The 21,736-nt window shown below is 41.3% G+C and carries 16 protein-coding genes; 11 read left to right on the top strand and 5 right to left on the bottom strand.

Features of this window, described 5'->3' with window-relative positions:
* Nucleotides 1-45: 45 nt before the first annotated feature.
* Together dprA and BM122_RS09930 are read right to left on the bottom strand one after the other, a co-directional pair.
* Entirely contained in the window at nt 46-1,140 is a 1,095-nt protein-coding gene (gene dprA, locus BM122_RS09935; protein WP_074905421.1) for a DNA-processing protein DprA, read from the bottom strand.
* 146 nt (nt 1,141-1,286) lie between these two features.
* A complete protein-coding gene (locus BM122_RS09930; RefSeq protein WP_074905420.1) occupies nt 1,287-2,309 on the bottom strand; it encodes a LysM peptidoglycan-binding domain-containing protein in 1,023 nt (340 codons plus the stop codon).
* A 385-nt stretch (nt 2,310-2,694) separates the two neighbouring features.
* Between BM122_RS09930 and def the strand changes: the two genes are divergently transcribed.
* The 11 genes from def (at nt 2,695) to fba (ending at nt 16,959) form a co-directional block, all read left to right on the top strand.
* Nucleotides 2,695-3,201, top strand: a complete 507-nt coding sequence (gene def / locus BM122_RS09920; protein WP_074905418.1) for a peptide deformylase — start codon at nt 2,695-2,697, stop codon at nt 3,199-3,201.
* 66 nt (nt 3,202-3,267) lie between these two features.
* The gene (gene fmt, locus BM122_RS09915; RefSeq protein ID WP_074905417.1) at nt 3,268-4,209 is read left to right on the top strand and encodes a methionyl-tRNA formyltransferase; all 942 of its coding nucleotides are present in this window, start codon (nt 3,268-3,270) and stop codon (nt 4,207-4,209) included.
* An 8-nt stretch (nt 4,210-4,217) separates the two neighbouring features.
* Entirely contained in the window at nt 4,218-5,492 is a 1,275-nt protein-coding gene (rsmB, locus tag BM122_RS09910; protein WP_074905416.1) for a 16S rRNA (cytosine(967)-C(5))-methyltransferase RsmB, read from the top strand.
* Between the two features lie 43 nt (nt 5,493-5,535).
* On the top strand, nt 5,536-6,099 hold the full coding sequence (locus BM122_RS09905) for a DUF4390 domain-containing protein (protein ID WP_074905415.1): 564 nt from the start codon (nt 5,536-5,538) through the stop codon (nt 6,097-6,099).
* A gap of 9 nt (nt 6,100-6,108) precedes the next feature.
* The gene (locus BM122_RS09900; RefSeq protein WP_074905414.1) at nt 6,109-8,280 is read left to right on the top strand and encodes a sensor histidine kinase; all 2,172 of its coding nucleotides are present in this window, start codon (nt 6,109-6,111) and stop codon (nt 8,278-8,280) included.
* Between the two features lie 90 nt (nt 8,281-8,370).
* A complete protein-coding gene (locus BM122_RS09895; protein WP_074905413.1) occupies nt 8,371-9,633 on the top strand; it encodes a sigma-54-dependent transcriptional regulator in 1,263 nt (420 codons plus the stop codon).
* 152 nt (nt 9,634-9,785) lie between these two features.
* Nucleotides 9,786-11,801, top strand: a complete 2,016-nt coding sequence (tkt, locus tag BM122_RS09890; RefSeq protein WP_074905412.1) for a transketolase — start codon at nt 9,786-9,788, stop codon at nt 11,799-11,801.
* Nucleotides 11,802-11,875: 74 nt separating this feature from the next.
* Nucleotides 11,876-12,877, top strand: coding sequence for a type I glyceraldehyde-3-phosphate dehydrogenase (gap, locus tag BM122_RS09885; protein WP_074905411.1), 1,002 nt, complete (start codon nt 11,876-11,878; stop codon nt 12,875-12,877).
* 213 nt (nt 12,878-13,090) lie between these two features.
* Complete coding sequence (locus tag BM122_RS09880) at nt 13,091-14,269, top strand: phosphoglycerate kinase (protein ID WP_074905410.1); 1,179 nt, start codon at nt 13,091-13,093, stop codon at nt 14,267-14,269.
* Between the two features lie 26 nt (nt 14,270-14,295).
* Nucleotides 14,296-15,777 carry a pyruvate kinase gene (gene pyk, locus BM122_RS09875; protein WP_074905409.1) on the top strand — a complete coding sequence of 494 codons (1,482 nt, stop codon included), beginning with the start codon at nt 14,296-14,298 and terminating at the stop codon, nt 15,775-15,777.
* A 117-nt stretch (nt 15,778-15,894) separates the two neighbouring features.
* The gene (gene fba, locus BM122_RS09870; RefSeq protein WP_074905408.1) at nt 15,895-16,959 is read left to right on the top strand and encodes a class II fructose-bisphosphate aldolase; all 1,065 of its coding nucleotides are present in this window, start codon (nt 15,895-15,897) and stop codon (nt 16,957-16,959) included.
* A 383-nt stretch (nt 16,960-17,342) separates the two neighbouring features.
* Here the strand turns inward: fba and BM122_RS09865 are convergent, their stop codons facing one another.
* From BM122_RS09865 to BM122_RS09855, 3 genes are all read right to left on the bottom strand, one after another.
* A complete protein-coding gene (locus tag BM122_RS09865; RefSeq protein ID WP_074905407.1) occupies nt 17,343-18,893 on the bottom strand; it encodes a CYTH and CHAD domain-containing protein in 1,551 nt (516 codons plus the stop codon).
* A gap of 18 nt (nt 18,894-18,911) precedes the next feature.
* Nucleotides 18,912-20,993, bottom strand: a complete 2,082-nt coding sequence (gene ppk1 / locus BM122_RS09860; protein WP_074905454.1) for a polyphosphate kinase 1 — start codon at nt 20,991-20,993, stop codon at nt 18,912-18,914.
* A gap of 90 nt (nt 20,994-21,083) precedes the next feature.
* Nucleotides 21,084-21,356: an oxidative damage protection protein gene (locus BM122_RS09855; protein ID WP_074905453.1), complete on the bottom strand. Its 273-nt coding sequence runs from the start codon at nt 21,354-21,356 to the stop codon at nt 21,084-21,086.
* Between the last annotated feature and the right edge of the window lie 380 nt (nt 21,357-21,736).

Raw genomic sequence — 21,736 nt, 5'->3', positions numbered from 1 at the left:
ATGCACATTAGCAGATTTTTTGTTGTATGGATTTTATCAATGGCATTAACGAACTCTTTGATAACGGCCGCCAGGTAAGCTGGCAACCATACCATTTAGCTCTAGTGTCAATAGCATGGCGGATACTGCTTCTACCGTCAAGCCACTTCGCATACATAGGGTATCGATATCGATCACGTCATAGCCCAAGTGGGGCAGCAATAGTGAATCCCCTTGTGAGTCACTAAAATCAAGTGTTATGTTGATATTTTCATGAGATAACACAGTCTGGCAGTTAAGCTCATCTAGAATATCCTGGATATTTTCTATCAATTTGGCCCCTTGCTTGATTAATGCATGACAGCCCTTTGACAAAGGTGAATGTATAGAACCGGGTATGGCCATTACCTCGCGTCCCTGTTCTAATGCTTGTTTTGCAGTGATGAGTGAGCCACTGTGCAAAGTTGCTTCAACGACTAAACAGCCAAGACTCATGCCGCTGATAATTCTATTACGACGAGGAAAATTTCTGCCCAATGCAGGCATTCCTAGGGGAAACTCCGAAATGAGTGCGCCTTCTTTTGCCAGCAGGTGTGCGAGCTCTCGATTTTTTGCAGGATAAACAATATCGAGCCCCGTCCCTACCACAGCAATGCTCGCTGAGATCCCGCGCAAGCCACCTTGATGTGCGGCAGTATCAATTCCTTGTGCCATTCCACTAACGATGCAAAATCCAGCATTACTTGCAGCTTCCGCGAAAGCACTCGCATTGACTATGCCTTGGGGTGTTGCATTACGACTCCCAACGATAGCAAGGGCGGGTGAATTGAGAAGTTTGCGTTGCCCCTTTAAGTAAAGCAAAGGAGGAGGATCGACAATATTAAGTAGCAGTTTTGGATAATCATGATCTGCAAGTGTAATGATATTGTTAGAAGGGTCTTCCAACCATTTAAGCGCTACATCGACTTTACTTTTGTCTGCACGTCGGCCGATGCTATAAGCGGCTTGCTTTTTTACGATACGTTCCAGTTGATATGTATCCGCTGAAAGAATATCTCTTGGACTACCAAAAGCAATGAGTAGCTTTCGAATGGATTCGCTACTTAAACTATCTATTAGAATAAGATTAAGCCAGCATTCAACATCTGGCGGAGCTTTCATGGTAAAGGATAATGCTTATTATGATTATAAAAAAGATAGTAAATCTAACTTATCGTGGAAATAAGAAAGATTATTTTGCATAAAAAGTCTTATGAAAAATTTCAACTCATTTTGACACGAACAATTTTAGTTCTATATATGGTTTATCAGGGTGTTTTAACCGCATCCAATACTTTGATTGCTTGAGAACTTTGAGTGATTAATGCATAAGATACTTTATCAAATACACGAAAAATAAGTACTAGGCCAATGCGTTCATCGGGCAACGCTATCATTTCACCAGTAGGTGATTTTACTTCACTTTTCCGATAAACGGCGAGGACATGACCTTCCTTCAATCCGTCATGTGTGCCTTTATTAAGCGTGATAATAGCATTTTCACCGATCTCAGTTATTCCACCATACACAGAGATAATACGTCCCTTGATAGCAAAATCTGGTGCATGAGGCACATAGTGGACGTCTTTATCAGGAGGGGAGGGAATCAAGCGATCGCCTTTTAATATTTCTTGGACAGAATGTGTTATTGATACAGAGCTGATCGTGGCAAAATTTTTTACTTCAATATCCCCCAAATAAATTGCTTCATACCCAAGGATGCGATTATTATCATCCGGATCTGTCAATGCTTTACTAGTACGGAAAACTTGCCATAAGGAACCTTTGTCATGAGGTAAATCCCGTACATAGATGATTTCTCCCGTGCTTAATATTACTCGGTTGTCACTAGAGCCTAATATAAGGGGGGCTTTATCAAGAACGTGCTTTTCAATGACTAATGGTTGACTCAAAAATGGTTTTATTTTGTGGGCAGGAATCGTTGGGATACCATGCGCTCCTAATTTTTCTATTCGCATTTTAGGAGATAATTTTATGATCGCCTTTTCATCAGAAAGTTTTAATTGAATTCCTTTGGCTGTTTTTTCGAGGACAATGATATCGCCTGGATAAATTGTATGTGGATTTTTCATCGACTCCCGATTTTGATTCCATATTTCTGGCCATTGCCAGGGAGCTTTTAAAAAACGAGAGGCAATACTCCATAGGGTATCACCTTGAACAACAATATAGCGATCGGGTGCATTATGATGTAGCTCAATTTCTGCTGCCTTAACGGCCTCATCAGAAAAAGCGAATATAAGTAAAATCGCGGATATAATCACACGCATAGATTTAACCTAGATTTCTCATTTGGACGAAAGGAATAGCGTGGTGTATGTAGCATGGTATATGGTTGCGCAACCACAGGGCAAGGCGCAACGTCGTAGAATGGCTGTTCCATTCCAAGGAGCTGCAACGGAGCCATGTGCTTGCAAAACTACACAATCCGCACTGGAATCGAAACACCCGAAAGAAAAGAATAAAACTTATCGAAAAGATTTTTGTACTCATAATATTAATGCTAGAACGAGCGATCAATTGAGGAATCTAGGTTTAGTTTCTAATAGTTAAAGAGGCTTTCATTTAGATACGAATCTTTAAGTTGAATTGAACAGCTTCCAAAGCTTACGATCTAACAGCAGAATCTATTAAACCGAATTACGCTAGTTTGCTATGGCAATTCTGAAAATATTACAATACCCGGATGAAAGACTGCATAAAGTTGCAGCTCCTGTATCGGCAATTACCGATGAAATTCATGTACTCGTTCAAAATATGACCGAAACTATGTATGCCGCAGCTGGAATTGGTTTGGCGGCGACTCAGGTTGATGTGCATCAACGTGTGATTGTTATTGATGTTTCCGAAACTCGTGATCAGCTTCATGTTTTCATTAATCCGGAAATTATTGCAAGCGAGGGAGAATTTGATTATCAGGAAGGATGCTTGTCAGTACCCGGAATTTTCGAGAAAGTAAAACGAGCTGAAAATATTTCTGTTAGAGCAATGAATCTGAATGGCGATCTGTTTGAACTTGATGCTAGTAGTTTGTTTGCAATATGTATCCAGCATGAGATGGATCATTTGATGGGTAAGGTATTTATTGAATATTTGTCACAACTAAAGCAGTCACGAATTCGATCAAAATTAAGAAAGCGACAACGTGATGCCAAATCTTAATTTACTATGTCTTGCCTGAATCTTTTTCTTTCCAAGAAATGATTATGTTGATCTGAAGTTTTTTCCATGAGAATTATTTTTGCTGGTACACCAGTTTTTGCCGCCAAAGCATTGACTTCTTTGCTGAGTGCTGAATATCAGATCATATTAGTGTTGACTCAACCAGATCGTCCGGCAGGGCGCGGAATGAAAACCCAAGTAAGTGACGTAAAAAAAGTTGCGCTGGCATATGATATTCCTTTGTTGCAGCCGCTTACATTAAAATCGGAAGCCATTCATACTCAATTAAAAGCATTTAATGCAGATGTGATGATTGTCGCTGCGTATGGATTAATTCTACCCAAAGAAGTTTTAAAAATTCCACATTATGGTTGCTTGAACATTCACGCCTCCCTCTTACCTCACTGGCGAGGTGCAGCGCCTATTCAACGATCCATATTAGCAGGTGACCAGGAAACGGGTATTACTATTATGCAAATGGACGAGGGGCTTGATACTGGTGATATGTTACTGCAGCGTCATATTCCTGTTGACGCTGAGGATACGGCGCAAACTCTTCACGATAAACTTGCTGATTTAGGCGCCCAGAGTATTGTCGAAGCATTAGAATTAATGCAGCTCGGTAAATTGATAGCGACTCCCCAGGATGAAACACTGGCTTGCTATGCTGCAAAAATCCAAAAAAAAGAAGCAGAAATTGACTGGCGAATGGATGCGGTTCAAATTAATCGAAGTATTCGTGCTTTTAACTCTTATCCGGGAGCTTATACGTACTTCCAAGGTAATTTATTGAAAATATGGCAAGCTAAAGCTGTAAAAAATACTTCTGGCAAAGCAGGAGAAATTATTACGACCGGCAGTGGGGGGGTTGTTGTGGCTTGTGGAAGGGGAGCACTGATTCTAGAGGTTGTGCAAAAACCTGGAGGAAAAAAAATGCCTATCGCAGAATTTCTGGTGGGGCATTGTTTACAATCAGGTCAGTTTTTTTCTACTGTGATGGACTGCTAACTCGGGAAATGATTAAAGCTCAGCACCTCGCTGTAATCGCTATAAGGCGTGTTCTTGCAGGCAAAAATCTAACGGAGGTTTTACAGGAAATATGGCAATCGAATCTGCCTCTTTCTCATCAACAGCAAGGCGCCATTCAGGATTTGAGCTATGGAGTGCTACGTTATTACGGGCAACTTAATGCATTGCTTAATTTATTATTAGATAAAACACTACAAGATCTTAAACTGCGCTACTTACTATTGGTAAGTTTATATCAGCTGCAATACAGCAAAGCGCCTTCCTATGCAATTGTTGATCATGCTGTTTCTACTGCCCGCATTTTAAGTAATAAACGAGGCGCACCAGGATTAGTTAACGCTGTCTTGCGGAATTTTATACGCAATAGCTCTGTATTATGTGAGCAAATTAATAATGATGTTGGGAAATATTCCCATCCACAGTGGTGGGTTGATAAACTACGTAAACAATACCCTAACCATTATAAAACTATTCTGAATGCAAGCAATCAGCATCCTTCAATGACATTACGAGTTAACGTCCGGAAAATCGGAGTTAAAGCATACCAAAAAATGCTTGAGGAGCACGGTATTGAAGCTGATTTAATATGGTATGCCGCATTGAAGTTGGCGCAGCCATTGCCAATAGAGAAGCTTCCAGGATTTGAGGAAGGTTTGGTATCAATACAAGATGCAGGCGCTCAGTTGGCTGCACCTTTACTGGATGTGCATGAAGGTATGCACGTATTAGATGCTTGTGCAGCGCCAGGGGGAAAGAGCACACATTTAATGGAATTAGCGCCAATAAAATTGACTGCGCTTGATAGTAATGCGCAGAGACTTATGCGTGTAGCAGAAAATTTTGAGCGACTCGGGAATGAACCTCATCGTCTGGTATGTGGGGATGCGCTTTATCCTTCAGAATGGTGGGATGGGCAAACATTTGACCGAATTCTGGCTGATGTACCCTGTAGTGCATCGGGCGTAGTCAGTCGTCATCCTGATATTAAATGGTTGCGGCGGCAAACTGATCTATCCATTTTTGCAAGCAACCAAGAGAGTATTCTCAACACTTTGTGGAAAATTCTGAAAAGAGAAGGAAAATTGCTGTATATAACTTGCTCTATTTTCCATGAAGAAAATTTGATTTTAATTAAGGAATTTCTAAAATCGCATCAAGATGCTCGTTTACTACCTCTTTCGCATTCTGATATGGTTAATGGGCAGTTGCTGCCAAGTTCTTCACATGACGGCTTTTTTTATGCCTTGCTTTGTAAGACTTGATAGAACACTACGACTTAAAATATTGTTGCAGATGATGGCGACAATGTTACTTATTTCGCTGCTATTATTAGCAGCACCAGCTCGGGGCGAAGGTGGAGGTGGAATAGAGATAAAATCGTTTACTCTGGAAGCAGTAGACAAAGGTTACCAAATAAATCTTGATGCCGATATCACACTCAACAATACTTTAGAGCAAGCCTTAGAAAAAGGCATCATACTTTATTTTGTATCAAAATTCACGCTCATAGATAGTCATTGGTATTGGCTAGATGAGGAGGTGGCTCGCAGTAAACAGCGTATAGAGTTGAGTTATCATGCGCTCACCCGGCAATATCGTTTGAGTGGTAATCGAATGGTGCCACAAGGATTTGACACGCTGCAAGAAGCACTCCAGACATTGGGAAAGCAACATAATGTTCCTATTGAAATGAAGTCCACACTGAAACAGGATGTAGAATATATCGCCACTTTGCAAGTATGGCTGGATATTTCTCGATTAGCCAAACCATTTCAATTGGAATGGTTTAGTTCAAAAGATTGGAATCTAAGTTCAGAAAAAAAGGAATGGCGTATCAAATTGCCTGCACCCCATAAGAACCTACTATAAAGAGCATCTATGAAGTACCTCATCATCATAATTACGGGGCTTAGCGTGGTCATGCTGTTTTTGCTGGCAACAGCGGGTGCTAATACTGAATTTCTTGAGCGTGTTTACCGCTGGCTGATTGGCTTTAATGTGATTTTTGTATTATTTTTGCTGATAGTTGTAGGGCTCTTGCTATGGAGGTTAAACAGGAGGCTAAAATCAGGGGTATTTGGCTCTAAACTCGCACTTCGCTTACTGATGGTTTTTTCATTGATGGCTATTCTTCCAGGAGCCCTGGTGTATGGTATTTCAGTCCAGTTTTTAGGGAAAAGTATCGAATCCTGGTTTGATGTCAAAGTCGATGAGGCATTAGAAGGTGGATTAAATTTAGGGCAAACCATGCTTGACAATTTACTTGAAGAGCTCGAGAAAAAAGCCAAGGCTACTGCATTAACATTATCTGAATCACCTATAATGCCATTGTCAGCATTGAATCAGTTATTGGTTCAGTCACAGATACAAGAAGCAACATTGTTTAACCAAGAAGGTAAAGCAATTGCTTTTTCAAGCATAGATGACATGGCGCTGTTTCCAGAAATACCCAACGCTGTCGCTATGCGGCATATCCGAATGCAGAAGAGCTATAGTGCAGTGGAATCTATTCCTGGTAATGGGCTGTATTTGCGAGTACTCGTTCCCGTGAATGTATTAAATCTTGATGATGATATCCGTGTATTGCAAGTTTTGCAGCAAGTGCCCCGATTACTCGCGGAGAATGCCGAGATTGTTCAAACAGGGTATCGCAATTACCAAGAATTAACATTATCTCGCCATGGGTTGACTCGACTTTATGGCGTAACATTAACATTGGCATTATTTTTAGCCCTTTTTTCTGCTCTTGCTGCCGCATTCCTTATTAGTGAAAAATTAAGCGCACCGTTGGGTATGTTGGCTGAGGGAACAAGAGCTGTAGCACAAGGAGATTTTAGTAGACGCCATTCTGTGCAAAGTAACGACGAACTTGGCATACTGACAGAATCTTTTAATCTCATGACTGAGCAGCTTGAAGTAGCACGTGCTACCGCGCAACGGAATCAGCAGGAGATCGAAAATGCCCGGGCTTATCTTGAAAGTATATTGGCTAATCTTTCTTCTGGCGTGATGGTGTTTGATGAAAAGTTACGCATCAGTACTGTCAATCATAGTGCTGAGCAAATTCTACAGATTCCGTTGACTAATCTGGTAGGGTTAACGATTGAAGAGTGTGCAGAAAAAGAATCGAAATTGCGTATGCTCGCAACAGAAATACGGATAGGATTCAATTCCGCGGAAATGGGAGAGTGGCAACGTCAAGTATTACATTTTAGTGAAAATAAAGATCAAGTTTTGCTTCTTCGAGGGTCACACTTGCCTCAAGTGACTGGAGGAGGTGTTGTGGTATTTGATGATATTACCAGCTTACTACAAGTTCAGCGCACAGTCGCATGGGGTGAGGTTGCACGTCGACTTGCTCATGAAATCAAAAATCCTTTAACACCTATCCAACTTTCTGCAGAACGTATGCAGCATAAATTAATGGAAAAATTAACTGGGCAGGATGCAAAAATTCTACAGCGCTCTACTGAAACAATTGTCAATCAGGTCGAAGCACTTAAGAAGATGGTCAATGAATTTAGCGAATATGCACGCATACCTGAACTGGAATTGTACCAGCTCGATTTTAATAGGTTGATACGTGAAGTACTTGCCTTATATGAGACTGCAAATACTCAATCAGGTCGCAGTCATAGTCCAAAAATTAATTTAGAATTGAGCGTTGATCCTTCATTAATTCGCGGAGATCCAACAAGGTTAAGGCAAGTTATACATAATTTGCTGCAAAATGCTCAGGACGCTTTGGTTGATGTAGTAGAGCCTACGATCACAGTGCGAACCGAAACACTCCCTCATAGTGTTCAGTTCAGCGTAAGCGATAATGGCAAGGGATTTGCAGAGCAAATTAAAGCGCAGGCATTTGAACCCTATGTAACGACCAAAGTAAAAGGTACGGGTCTCGGACTGCCGATTGTCAAGAAAATTATTAATGAACATAATGGTACAATCCAAATCGAAAACATCCAACCACACGGAGCCAAGATCATCATTGTCTTACCAAGATTATTATCTGATCGCCCTATATCGATTCCTCTTCAAGTAACATGATATAGAAAATAGTATTTACGTTGTTGACTTGATAATAATGCTACAAAGCATTAGTTGCATTCCAGTTCTGGGGAGGGTAATTACAATATAATGGCCAACAATACGATTCTTGTTGTTGATGATGAAGTTGGCATACGCGAGCTCTTATCCGAAATTTTAAATGATGAAGGATATCAAGTAGCTTTGGCAGAAAATGCAGAACAAGCTCGCAATTGGCGTAATCAAACTCGCCCCGACTTGGTACTTTTGGATATCTGGATGCCAGATACAGATGGCATAACATTACTTAAAGATTGGGCCAATAGTGGATTGCTTACCATGCCAGTTATAATGATGTCTGGACACGGTACCATTGATACTGCAGTAGAAGCAACGCGTATTGGAGCTGTGGGTTACCTTGAAAAACCCATACCTTTGCAAAAATTACTTAGCACTGTTGGGCAAGCTTTACGTGGCGGGCAAAGTAAGCCAATTCCGACTTTTTCCCTGGTGAGTCTGGGTCGGGGAGCTTTAATTACAGAATTAAAAAAGAAACTCGAGCAAATAACTAATTTGAAAGTGCCTGTACTGTTCATGGGGGAGCCAGGTGTGGGAATAGAGCATTGTGCGCATTTCTTGCATCATATTAATACTCCATGGGTTGAGCCGGAATCATTTTCTTTTCTCGCAGAAAATCCACTCAATTTACTTGAGCAAGCAAAGGATGGTTTATTATTTCTTAGAGAAATTGGCGATCTCAATAAATTAGAACAAAAAGGATTGCTTCTGCTCTTGAATAAATTAGAGAAATATAATGTGCGCCTAGTGTGTGCCACGACTTTGCCCTTGGCAGAATTAACTGCGCAAGGTATTTATAATCCTAAGTTATACGAGATATTAAGCAGTCTTTGTATCAGTGTCCCGTCTCTTAGAATGCATCGTGAAGACATTCCCGAGCTAGCTAACCAAATACTCTCAAATTATATTGAATCAGGTGAAGCACCCTTCATTCACTTTAGTACAGCTGCATTGAATACGCTACGCAACTATGATTGGCCGGGTAATCTGGCTCAATTGACAAGTGTGATACATTCGCTAGCTTTAACTTGTACCAGTAGTGAAATTTCAGCAGAGCTTGTGCAACAGACTTTAGCCCCTCCTTTATCGACAGCTATATCAATTGCGCCGGATATACCTTTAAATGTGTCTTTGCGTGAAGCACGAGATTTATTTGAGAAAAATTATTTCGAAAAACTGATTGACCAAGAAGGCGGTAATATGACACGTGTTGCCGAGCGTGCAGGGTTGGAGCGCACGCATCTTTATCGTAAGATAAAGGCATTGGGTATTAAATTGCGTAACCAGAATAGTTGAAATAACAACAAAAACTATGTTTGAGTAATCAATAAATCGATGTTGTAGAGCACTTCGTCTTAGGAGATAATATTGGTTTTTGCCAACTTTTGTTGTCATGTGGCGCGGAAGATGGATATTCTGTTTTTTGAATTTTTTAAGGGATAGTGAAGATGGGAGCATTTGAGGATTTTAACGCGCCAGTATTCAAGAATTTGACGAGTGCTATTCGTGCCTTGGCGATGGACGCAGTAGAAAAAGCTAAATCAGGTCATCCCGGCATGCCTATGGGTATGGCGGAAATTGCAGAAGTGCTTTGGATTCATCATTTGCGTCATAATCCAAATAACCCCGGATGGGCTGACCGTGACCGCTTTGTTTTGTCCAATGGGCATGGTTCCATGTTGATTTATGCGCTCTTACATTTGACTGGTTATGATGTGTCAATTGAAGATATTAAGAATTTTCGACAACTTCATTCCAAAACTCCCGGACATCCAGAATATGGCTATACGCCAGGGGTAGAAACAACAACAGGGCCTTTAGGTCAGGGTATTACCAATGCTGTGGGTATGGCACTGGCTGAAAAAATTCTTGCGCAAGAATTCAATCGTCCTGGTTTTGATATTGTTAATCACTATACCTATGTGTTTCTTGGCGATGGATGCTTGATGGAAGGTATTTCACATGAGGCATGCTCTCTGGCGGGCACACTCGGGCTGGGTAAGCTCATCTGTTTTTATGATGATAACGGAATTTCAATTGATGGGCATGTGGAAGGCTGGTTTACTGACGATACGCCTAAACGCTTTGAAGCATATGGATGGCATGTTGTGCCAAATGTAAATGGTCATGATCCAGATGCCATTGAAGCCGCTATCGAATCTGCTAAAAAAGTTCCAAACAAACCCTCGATGATTTGCTGTAAAACCGTTATTGGAATGGGTTCTCCCAATAAAGCCGATACACATGCAGTTCATGGCGCAGCATTAGGGGAAGAAGAAATTGCGGCTACACGACCTCATATTGGGTGGCATCATCTTCCCTTTCAGATTCCTCAAGAAGTCTATGATGCATGGGATGCTCGCGCAAAAGGTCAAAAACTAGAAAGTGAATGGAATAACAAGTTTGCAGAGTATGAAAAGAAATATCCTGAAGAAGCAGCCGAATTTAAACGCCGTATGGCTGGGGAATTACCAGCTAACTGGCCAGAGCATGTTAACAGTGTTATAAATCGCGTTAACGCGAAAGAAGAGACGATTGCGACGAGAAAAGCATCACAGAATGCAATTGAAGGATTAGCTCCTATTTTACCGGAACTGGTCGGAGGGTCGGCGGATTTAGCTGGTTCAAATCTGACGCAATGGTCTGGCTCAAAAGGAGTAAGTGCAGAAACCGGCGGGAATTATATTTATTATGGTGTGCGTGAATTTGGTATGAGCGCCATTATGAACGGCTTATCGTTACATGGCGGTATCATTCCTTACGGCGGCACATTTCTGATGTTCTCAGAATATGCCCGCAATGCTTTACGCATGGCAGCTTTAATGAAAATCCGTAACATTTTTGTATTTACTCATGATTCAATTGGTCTAGGTGAGGATGGTCCGACACATCAACCGATAGAGCAAACGGCAACGTTACGCTTGATACCTAATATGGATGTATGGCGACCCTGTGATACGATTGAATCAACTATAGCCTGGGCGCGTGCAATTGAACGCAAAAATGGACCAACGACACTTATTTTTAGTCGTCAAAATTTGCCTTTCCAGAAAAGAGATGCGGAAACTGTCAAACTAATCGATAAAGGAGCCTATATCTTATCTGAAGCCGCTGATGGCAACCCACAAGCAATTATTATCGCAACCGGATCAGAAGTGGCGCTGGCCATGGCTGCGCAAAAAGCATTATCTGCCGAAGGTATTCAGGTACGTGTAGTATCCATGCCATGCACTAACCTGTTTGATCGCCAAGACCAAGCATATAAGGAAAGTGTACTGCCAACAAGCATTAACCGAGTTGCAGTAGAAGCGGGTGTGGCAGATTACTGGTATAAATATGTCGGATTTGAGGGAGAAATCATTGGCATCGACACTTTCGGAGAATCAGCTCCTGCTGAAGTATTATTTAAATACTTTGGTTTCACTGTCGAAAACGTCATTGAGGCTGTGAAAAGAATTATATAAATCGTGTCGCCCATTTAGTAGACAGAAGAGACACACTTAGTTATGGTTTTTTTTTGTTTTGAGGAGCTTATGTAATGACAATAAAAGTAGGAATCAATGGGTTTGGTCGTATTGGGCGCATGGTGTTTCGTGCATCTGTTGAAAAATTCAACGATATCGAAGTAGTGGCTATCAACGATTTACTTGAGCCAGATTATTTGGCTTACATGCTGACGCATGATTCTGTGCATGGTCGTTTTAACGGTCGTGTTTCAGTGGAAGGAAATACTTTAGTAGTAGATGGTAAACGAATACGCTTAACTGCGATTAAAGATCCTGCTGAGTTAAAATGGAACGAGGCGGGTGTTGATGTGGTAGTGGAGTCAACAGGGCTTTTCCTTACTAAAGAAACTTGCGAAAAGCATCTTGCAGCAGGCGCCAAGAAAGTTATCATGACTGCACCATCCAAAGATGATACGCCAATGTTTGTATATGGTGTTAATGATAAATCTTATAATGGACAACCTATTGTTTCCAATGCTTCTTGCACAACTAATTGCCTTGCTCCTATCGCCAAAGTGTTGAATGATACCTGGGGAATTAAACGTGGGTTAATGACCACTGTTCATGCAGCAACTGCTACCCAAAAAACAGTAGATGGTCCTTCTAATAAGGATTGGCGAGGAGGGCGAGGAATTCTTGAAAATATTATTCCTTCTTCTACAGGAGCGGCAAAAGCAGTGGGTGCCGTTATTCCCGAATTGAACAAGAAACTCACCGGAATGGCTTTTAGAGTACCGACTTCTGATGTATCTGTTGTAGATCTTACTGTGGAATTAAATAAAGACGCTACTTATGATGAAATCTGCAATGTCATGAAAACTGCGTCAGAAGGTCAACTGAAAGGTGTGCTTGGCTATACTGCCGACAAAGTGGTCTCTACCGATTTCCGTGGTGAAAGCTGTACCTCTGTTTTCGATGCTGAAGCAGGAATATCATTAGACAAAAACTTTGTTAAAGTTGTTGCCTGGTACGATAATGAATGGGGATACTCCTGTAAAGTGCTAGAGATGGTTCGCGTTATTGCCAGCAAATAAGCCTTCTAAGAATCTAGGCAAGCATATGATTTACTCCGAGTAACAAGCTCAAAAATTTAAACTTCTTCATTAGATGTTAAAAAAACAAGATTATGATTTTACTCGGAGTTATTTCTTTCTTATTTCATCATGACTAGTCTATTTTTTTGAGTAAGTAAGCAATCAACACTACAAGTTATTCCTATTAATACTGGTATTTATATTGGAGTTAATGTGTCTGTTATCAAACTCATCGATCTCGATTTGAAAGACAAGCGCGTTTTTATTCGCGCTGATCTTAATGTACCCATCAAAGATGGCAAAGTTACATCCGATGCGCGCATCATAGCATCGATGGCCACTATAAAATATTGTTTAGATCGTGGCGCAAGAGTTATGGTAACCTCCCACTTGGGTCGTCCGGAAGAAGGTATATGGAATGAGGAGAATTCGCTGAAACCTGTTGCCGATAATATCGCAGAACGTCTGGGTAAACCGGTCCGTTTAATCAAGGATTGGGTGAATGGTGGGTTTGATGTTGCACAGGGTGAGTTAGTTGTTCTCGAAAACTGTCGTTTTAATAAAGGCGAGAAAAAGAACGATGATGCTACCGCCCAGAGTTATGCTAAGTTATGTGACATATTTGTCATGGACGCTTTTGGTACCGCGCATCGAGCTGAAGCCTCCACGCATGGGATTGCAAAATATGCTCCCGTTGCTTGTGCCGGCATACTTTTGACAGAAGAACTGGAAGCCTTGACTAAAGCTTTACACAGCCCAGCACGACCTATGGTTGCGATTGTTGGAGGGTCAAAAGTATCGACCAAGCTGACAGTACTTGAATCACTCTCTGAAAAAGTAGATCAACTGGTGGTAGGTGGTGGCATTGCTAATACATTCCTTAAAGCTGCTGGAAAAAATATTGGTAAATCCTTATGCGAGGATGATTTAATTCCAACTGCAAAAATGTTGATGGATAAAATGAAAAAACGAGGTGCAATCATACCCATCGCTGTAGATGTCGTGGTTGGTAAGAAATTTGATGCTAATGAGCCAGCTGTATTAAAAGATGCTGATGCCGTATCAGATGATGACATGATTTTCGATATTGGACCAAAAAGCGCACAAGAATTGGCTGATATTATAATGAAGGCAGGTACTGTTGTTTGGAATGGACCAGTCGGTGTATTTGAATTTGATCAGTTCGGTGCAGGCACATATACTATCGCAAAAGCAATTGCTGACACCAAGGCTTTTACATTGGCTGGAGGGGGCGATACTATTGCTGCAATTCAGAAATATGGAATATACGATAAAGTGTCATATATTTCGACCGCAGGGGGGGCTTTTCTTGAATTTTTGGAAGGGAAAAAGCTTCCAGCAGTTGAGATTCTCGAATTGCGTGCACGTTAAAATTTAATCTGAAAATTCTTTTTAGAATGATTAGAAGAACAAAAATCGTTGCCACGCTGGGGCCTGCTTGTAGCGATTCTACTGTTCTGCGACGTATGATTCTCGCAGGCGTTGATGTCGTGAGAATAAATTTTTCACACGGTACTCGCGAAGAACATATCGCTTACGCTGACCTGACTCGTAATCTTGCGCGCACTACTGGTTATAAGGTCGGGATATTAGCGGATTTGCAAGGGCCAAAAATTCGCATTGGTAAATTTGATCATGGGAAAATCTGGCTCAAAGCAGGTGATGAATTCATACTAGATGCTGACTGTGAATTAGGCAATGAGGAAAGGGTAGGGCTTGACTACAAGGAGTTACCTAATGACGTGGAAGTTGGTGCGACATTGTTATTAGATGATGGCCGCATTGTTCTTAATGTCACCAAAGTAGTTGGAAATGAAATATATTGCCAAGTCAAGCAAGGGGGGGTGCTGTCAAATAATAAAGGCATTAATCGAAAAGGGGGTGGGTTAAGCGCACCCGCACTAACTAGTAAGGATAAGCAGGATATCCAGACCGCTGCAGCATTGAAAGCAGATTATTTGGCGGTATCTTTTCCTCGCACAGGTGAAGACATCCGTCAAGCACGAACTTTAATGCAAGAGGCTGGAGGTAATAGCCTGATTATGGCGAAGATTGAACGCTCTGAAGCTATCTTGGCATTAGATGACATCTTAGACGCATCAGATGCGATCATGGTTGCGCGTGGTGATCTGGCGGTTGAAGTAGGAGACGCTGCCGTACCGGCATTGCAAAAGCGGATGATACGATCTGCTCGTGCTAAAAACAAACTCGTCGTAACTGCAACACAGATGATGGAATCCATGATCATTAATCCGATTCCCACTCGTGCTGAAGTTTCAGATGTAGCCAATGCGGTATTGGATGGAACGGATGCGGTTATGCTATCTGCGGAATCTGCAGCAGGACAGTACCCGACTGAGGCAGTAGAAGCCATGGCGAGAGTATGTCTGGAGGCAGAAAAAGAATACATAGTAAACCAGAGCTCTCAGCGTTCGCACGAAACTCAACTAGTTAGTATTGAAGAGGCTATTGCTCGTGCAGCTATGTATACTGCCACAGGTCTCAAAATTCGTGCTATTGCAGCACTTACTCAAAGTGGTGTAACGGCATTACTTATGTCACGAAGAAGCTCAAAAGTGCCCATATTTGCCCTCAGTCCCCAGGAGGATACGCTTGGTAAAATGACTCTATTTCGAGGCGTTTATCCCATAGAATTTGGTCAGGGTTTATTTGATCCTGAAGTTATTTTAGGTCTGGCAGAAGATGAGCTATTCAAGCGTGGAGCAGTCCGTGATGGCGATCTGATAGTGATGACTATAGGAGAGCCTGTTGGCAAAGCCGGAGGGACTAATACCATGAAAATCGTTCGTGTAGGTGATCACAGAAAATCAAGAAACGTAAAAAGCACTGAAACAAATTCAGTATCGATAACTTCTTAATTTTTCTTATCATAATTCGATTTAAGAGATTAATAACACCCTTTATCGAGATACTTGCTTCGTATCAACTATTTTTTTGATAAATCCGATACAAAATTTAAAATGAAGGAGACCTAAATGGCACTTGTATCATTGCGACAACTGTTGGACCATGCAGCAGAAAATGGATATGGACTACCAGCATTTAACGTGAATAATCTCGAACAAATTCACGCGATTATGCAAGCAGCGGATGAATGCAATAGCCCAGTGATCATGCAAGGCTCAGCCGGTGCGCGTAAATATGCTGGAGAGCCTTTTTTGCGCCATTTGATTGAAGCCGCAGTGGAAGCCTACCCACATATTCCTATTGTGATGCATCAAGACCATGGCGCTTCACCTGCTGTATGTGTAAATGCAATTCGCAGCGGCTTTTCTAGCGTCATGATGGATGGCTCCCTTGAAGAAGATGCCAAAACGCCTTCATCCTATGAATATAATGTTGATGTTACCGCAAGAGTTGTTGCAATGGCTCATGCTGTTGGCGTTTCTGTTGAAGGTGAATTAGGCTGCCTTGGATCACTTGAATCCGGGATGGGAGAAGCAGAGGATGGTCATGGTGCGGAAGGTGTGCTGTCGCATGATCAGCTACTGACCGATCCTGAGCAAGCTGCCGATTTTGTGAGAAAAACTAACGTGGATGCGCTTGCTATTGCCATTGGCACGTCACATGGTGCATATAAATTTACACGCAAACCAACCGGAGATATTCTGGCAATTGAGCGTATCAAAGAAATCCACAAACGGATTCCCAATACTCATTTAGTAATGCATGGCTCAAGCTCTGTCCCTCAAGAATGGCTTGAAATTATTCGTGAATATGGTGGCGAAATGAAAGAAACTTATGGTGTGCCTGTCGAGGAAATTCAAGAAGGTATTAAAAATGGTGTGCGTAAGGTAAATATCGATACAGACATTCGATTAGCTATGACTGGAGCCATCCGTCGTCATTTAGCCAAGAACAAGAGCGAATTTGATCCGAGAAAATATCTAAAAGATGCTACTGCCGCAGCTAAAGAAATCTGTAAGGCACGGTTTGAAGCATTTGGTAGTGCAGGGCAGGCAGGTAAAATCAAACCTATCTCGCTAGAAGCAATGGTTAACAGATATGCCAAAGGCGAACTAAAACCTATCATTGCCTAATAAGTAGAGAAAGGGTATAAAAAAGGCTGCTCGAAATGGGTTGATTATCTTCCCAAATACCAGCAGCCTTAATTTTTTGCTATGCTTTTTTAATATTGATATAAGAGCGCCTCTAAAAATTCAGAGTTCTAAACAAGACAAGAGGAGAACAAAAAATGTTGACGCAGTATATAACTGATATGTAATTCCATTTCCAAATCAAAAATGACACGAAGGCGAGCCGCAGACAGTATAAATAATACGGCAAGGTGAAGCCGACAAAGTCAGTTTTGATTTAGAATTGGAATAAGGAAACATTTTTTGTGAATAACGAAGTATTGTGACGAAATATAAATTTTTAGAGGCGTCCATAAAAGCAAGATACGGTATAGCAGCTTCGTATCTCAATAAGCATCCCAGAAAAGGGGAGCGTGGTAGAAAAGTTGCGAGGCATCCTTTATTTCTGCATTCATTAGCTGGAGTCGTTGCTTATTCCACCCTAGAATAATTCCAATCGCTTCTCGCGATACTAATGTCTTTGTCTTCGAACCCGGAATTTCTTTAAGCAGTCTTTGAGTATTTATGCTGTCATTAATGGCACCCAGTGTATCTTGTAGCCCAGATAATGAATGGATATATTTTTTAACCTCTACAGGAGTAAAAAGAGCTTGAAAAAATTCCACGGTATAACGATGTTTTTTTATGCTAATGCGGAGCGAGTGGATTGATGTGACATCAAATTCTTCAATTCCATTTATAGTATCAATAATTTGCTTATGGTAATTTATCAGTACGGATTTCGTGAAATTAATTAATGCCATGTTAGTAGCTGCTTTTTTCAAGGTCTTCGGTTGGCCTGGGTATTTAAATGCTTCTTCAAGATATAAATTTAAATGCAAAATCAGTTTTGTATAACGTTTTGATTTGATACTATTGCGTGCAGCTTTATTGTGTTTTTTGCGTAATATTTCACATGTTTTTATGAGCGCAGCTATCCCTGCATGCTCTTCAAAATTCTTCTGAATTTTGAGAAGCTGTTCCGTAACAAAAACATCCCAGTCACGTGCTGGATTCAATTGGTGCGTTAACCATTTGAGCTCATGTATGAGTGACACCTCATTTGGGATAGCGGTGGCAAAAACATCAAATGCTGTGCGGAGCCGACGCAGCGCAATACGCATCTGATGGAGATATTCAACATCACTACGCGTTATCACGCCATGTTCATTTCTGGTCAATTGATCAAGGCAGTTTTGGACAATCAGGGTAAAAGCTGCAGTTAAATCCATATTAGCTTTAAGCTCGACAGGCAAGGCTTTAACAGGAGGATTTTGATGTCCTGTATAAAGCATATAGCCTCGTTCAGCCTTACTTATATTTTCCAGTCTGAGTGGGAATGGAAGTGTCTGGATAAGCGTAAGGGCAAGCAGGAATAGTTGAGCGGGCTTGCCCGACTTTAATTCAAGCTCGATTTCAGTAAATGATTCCTTTGTGTGGTCTATGATAATTTTGCCATGGTCAAGGCAGAACTCGATTTGACTATCTTCATCCATTTGCAGGATATGCGTATGGCGGGTAAATCGCGTAATGAATACCTGCCGTAGTTGCTTCCTTAACTCAGCATCACTCAATAATTTGATCATTCCAGGATCGCCTAATTGAGTGAAATCAAGTTGATTTCTGGGAACGGATACTTCCCATTCATTGCGCTCATGTAATCCAGATGCAACACTACCTTCTGTTTTAATGGTTTGTAACCAGTTTTTGCCCATTTGACGTAAGCGTAGCGCGCAATTTTGCCGTTTTAAAGCTAAGTCAGGTGTGTCAAAATAAATCGTATAAAGCTTTTGTTTAATTGGCTGGGAAATATCCAAAGTCTTAAGTAGCGGTAAGTGCTGCAAATGTTTAATGCAGCGTCGGGGAAGCGATAGCTTGAGCTCGATTTCTTTAGGCATAAGTCCATGTCCATAAAGCTAGCTTTGTTTTGCTGCAGCGAGGTTTGTAAGTAATGCCTCTTGCGCACTAAAACGCCTGCTCGGACGAACAGATTTACGTTTGTAATGCCCATTGGCATCCATTTCCCACGCGTTAGTGTTATCTTTAATATAAGGTTTTAATCCTTCAGAGATCACACGTTTCTTAAGGCGCGGTTCCAAAATTGGAAAGCATATTTCAATTCGACGAAAAAAATTACGATCCATCCAATCAGCACTCGATAAATAAATATTGTGATAGTTATTATTACAAAAATAAAAAATTCGCGTGTGCTCAAGAAAACGCCCAATAATGGAACGCACTTTTATATTTTCTGACATGCCGGGTACGCCTGGGCGTAAGGCACATGCACCTCGTATAATAAGTTGAATTTTTACGCCAGCTTGCGAAGCTGCATAGAGGGCTTGAATGATATTGGGCTCCAGTAATGCATTCATTTTTGCAATGATGCCTGCAGGTTTACCTGCTTTAGCATTCTCCATTTCGTTTCCAATGGCAGCAAGAATTTGGCTATGAAGAGTAAAAGGAGATTGCCATAGATATTTCAGTTTGCTGGCTTTGCCAAGGCTGGTCAGTTGTAAAAAAACTTCATTGACATCGGCACAGATTTCTTCATGGCAAGTGAGTAATCCGAAATCAGTATATAGCCGGGCGGTACCAGGATGATAATTACCTGTACTAAGATGTGCGTAGCGACGGAGTTTGCCTTCTTCACGCCGCACAATCATTGCCATCTTCGAATGAGTCTTATGACCTACCACACCATAAACAACATGCGCACCCACTTCTTCAAGGCGACTAGCCCAATTTATATTAGCTTCTTCGTCAAATCGCGCCAATAACTCAACAACCACAGTGACTTCCTTCCCGCGACTGGCTGCAGCGATGAGCGCTTCCATGACAGTAGAGTCTGAACCTGTGCGATATACCGTTTGTTTAACTGCGACGACATTCGGATCCACTGATGCTTGCTGGATAAACTGAATGACTGGCTGAAATGACTGATAGGGATGGTGCAATAAAATGTCACTCTTGCGAATTAACTGGAAAATATCGGAAGTTTTCTTTTTCTGAGTGGAAAAAGGTAAACCAGGAATGAAGAGAGGAAATTTCAGGCCGGGGCGATCAATTTGTCCAGGAACTTGCATGAGACGTACCAGATTGACCGGTCCATTAACTTGGTATAAATCATCCAGAGTAAGGCCAAACTGGCTAAGTAGAAATTTAGTCATATGCGGTGAGCAGTTATCCGCCACTTCGAGTCGTACCGCATTACCAAGATGCCGTTGAGGTAATTCACCTTGCAAAGCTAAGCGCAAATCTTTGATTTCCTCTTCGTCCACGAACAAATCGCTATTGCGAGTGACGCGAAATTGGAAACAACCAATCGCTTGCATGCCTGCAAACAGCTCACCGACATGCGCATGAAGAATCGAAGATAAGAATATAAAATTATATTCTTCGGTGCTTACTTCTTTTGGGAGTCGTATAATACGCGGAAGAATACGTGGCGCCTGAACTATTGCCATTCCTGAATTTCGCCCAAAGGCATCTTTTCCTTCTAGTTCTACTGCAAAATTAAGACTTTTGTTCAATACGCGTGGAAAAGGGTGGGAAGGATCCAGGCCAATCGGTGTGAGCATGGGCATAAGCTCACGAAAGAAAAAAGCTTTAATCCATTCTTGCTGGCAGTCATTCCAATCGTTTCTGCGAAGGAAACGAATCTCGTGTAGTGCTAACTCTGGGAAAATACATTCATTAAGTAACTTATACTGTTCATCTACAATTTGATGTATTTTTTCGGAAACCAGCTTGAAGGTTTGGCGAGGTAGCATGCCATCTGGCCCAAAACCTGGTGTATCTAATTTGATTTGTTCTTTTAATCCAGCGACTCGTACTTCAAAAAATTCATCGAAGTTGCTGCTCACAATACACAAGAACTTCAATCTCTCTAATAAGGGCGTATCTTTGTTTCGAGCTTGAGCAAGCACACGCCGGTTAAATTCGATTTGGCTAAGCTCTCGGTTGAGGAATGGAGTAGAGCTAGTCGAATCACTCATAATGGCTGAATCTAGCATTTTCGGCTTATCTTGTTTAATGGTTGCAATCCATGATCTGTTAAGATAAAAAATTATGCTTTTCTTTCAAGTTTACTTGTCAGGTGGAACATACCCTGTTGGCTGATCAGCACCCTCCCCAAAAAAATAGGCTTCCATTTGCGCTATCAGATACTTACGTGCTTTGATATCAGCAAGATTTAGACGGTATTCGTTAACAAGCATAGTCTGGTGCTGGATCCACTTGTTCCATGCTTCTTTAGATACACTCTCATAAATTCGTTTTCCCAACTCACCTGGAACAGTCGGAAAATCCAACCCTTCCGCTTCACGTCCTAGCTTGATACATTTCACTAGTCTTGTCATTTTGTTACCCACACGAATTAATTGAAGAAGTTATATTTCTCCCAATTATAAGTTATATACTGCTCGCTCATAAAATTTTGGTTTTTATGGATTATAACCACATATTTTTGCTGAAAAATATGAAAACTAATTACCGAAATTTGACGAGTAAAAGGTATATTAAAACAAATATTGTCAAAACAGTTATTTAACGCACAACTTTGTGGTTAAATTCATTTTGATATTGATGTAATGAGGTTGCTGATCTGATAAGTATTTCATCATCTCGACAGTTAAATTACCTCCGGCAAAGCCGGAGGCTTATTTCTGTTAGCCCCTCAAAGGGGCAAGAATTGGCGCCACCTAAAGGTGGCATCACATCCCAAGCTTGAGCTGATCAT

Source organism: Nitrosomonas communis (assembly GCF_900114745.1).
Classification (GTDB): Bacteria; Pseudomonadota; Gammaproteobacteria; order Burkholderiales; family Nitrosomonadaceae; genus Nitrosomonas; species Nitrosomonas communis_A.
This window is presented reverse-complemented; position numbering and strand designations above follow the sequence as displayed.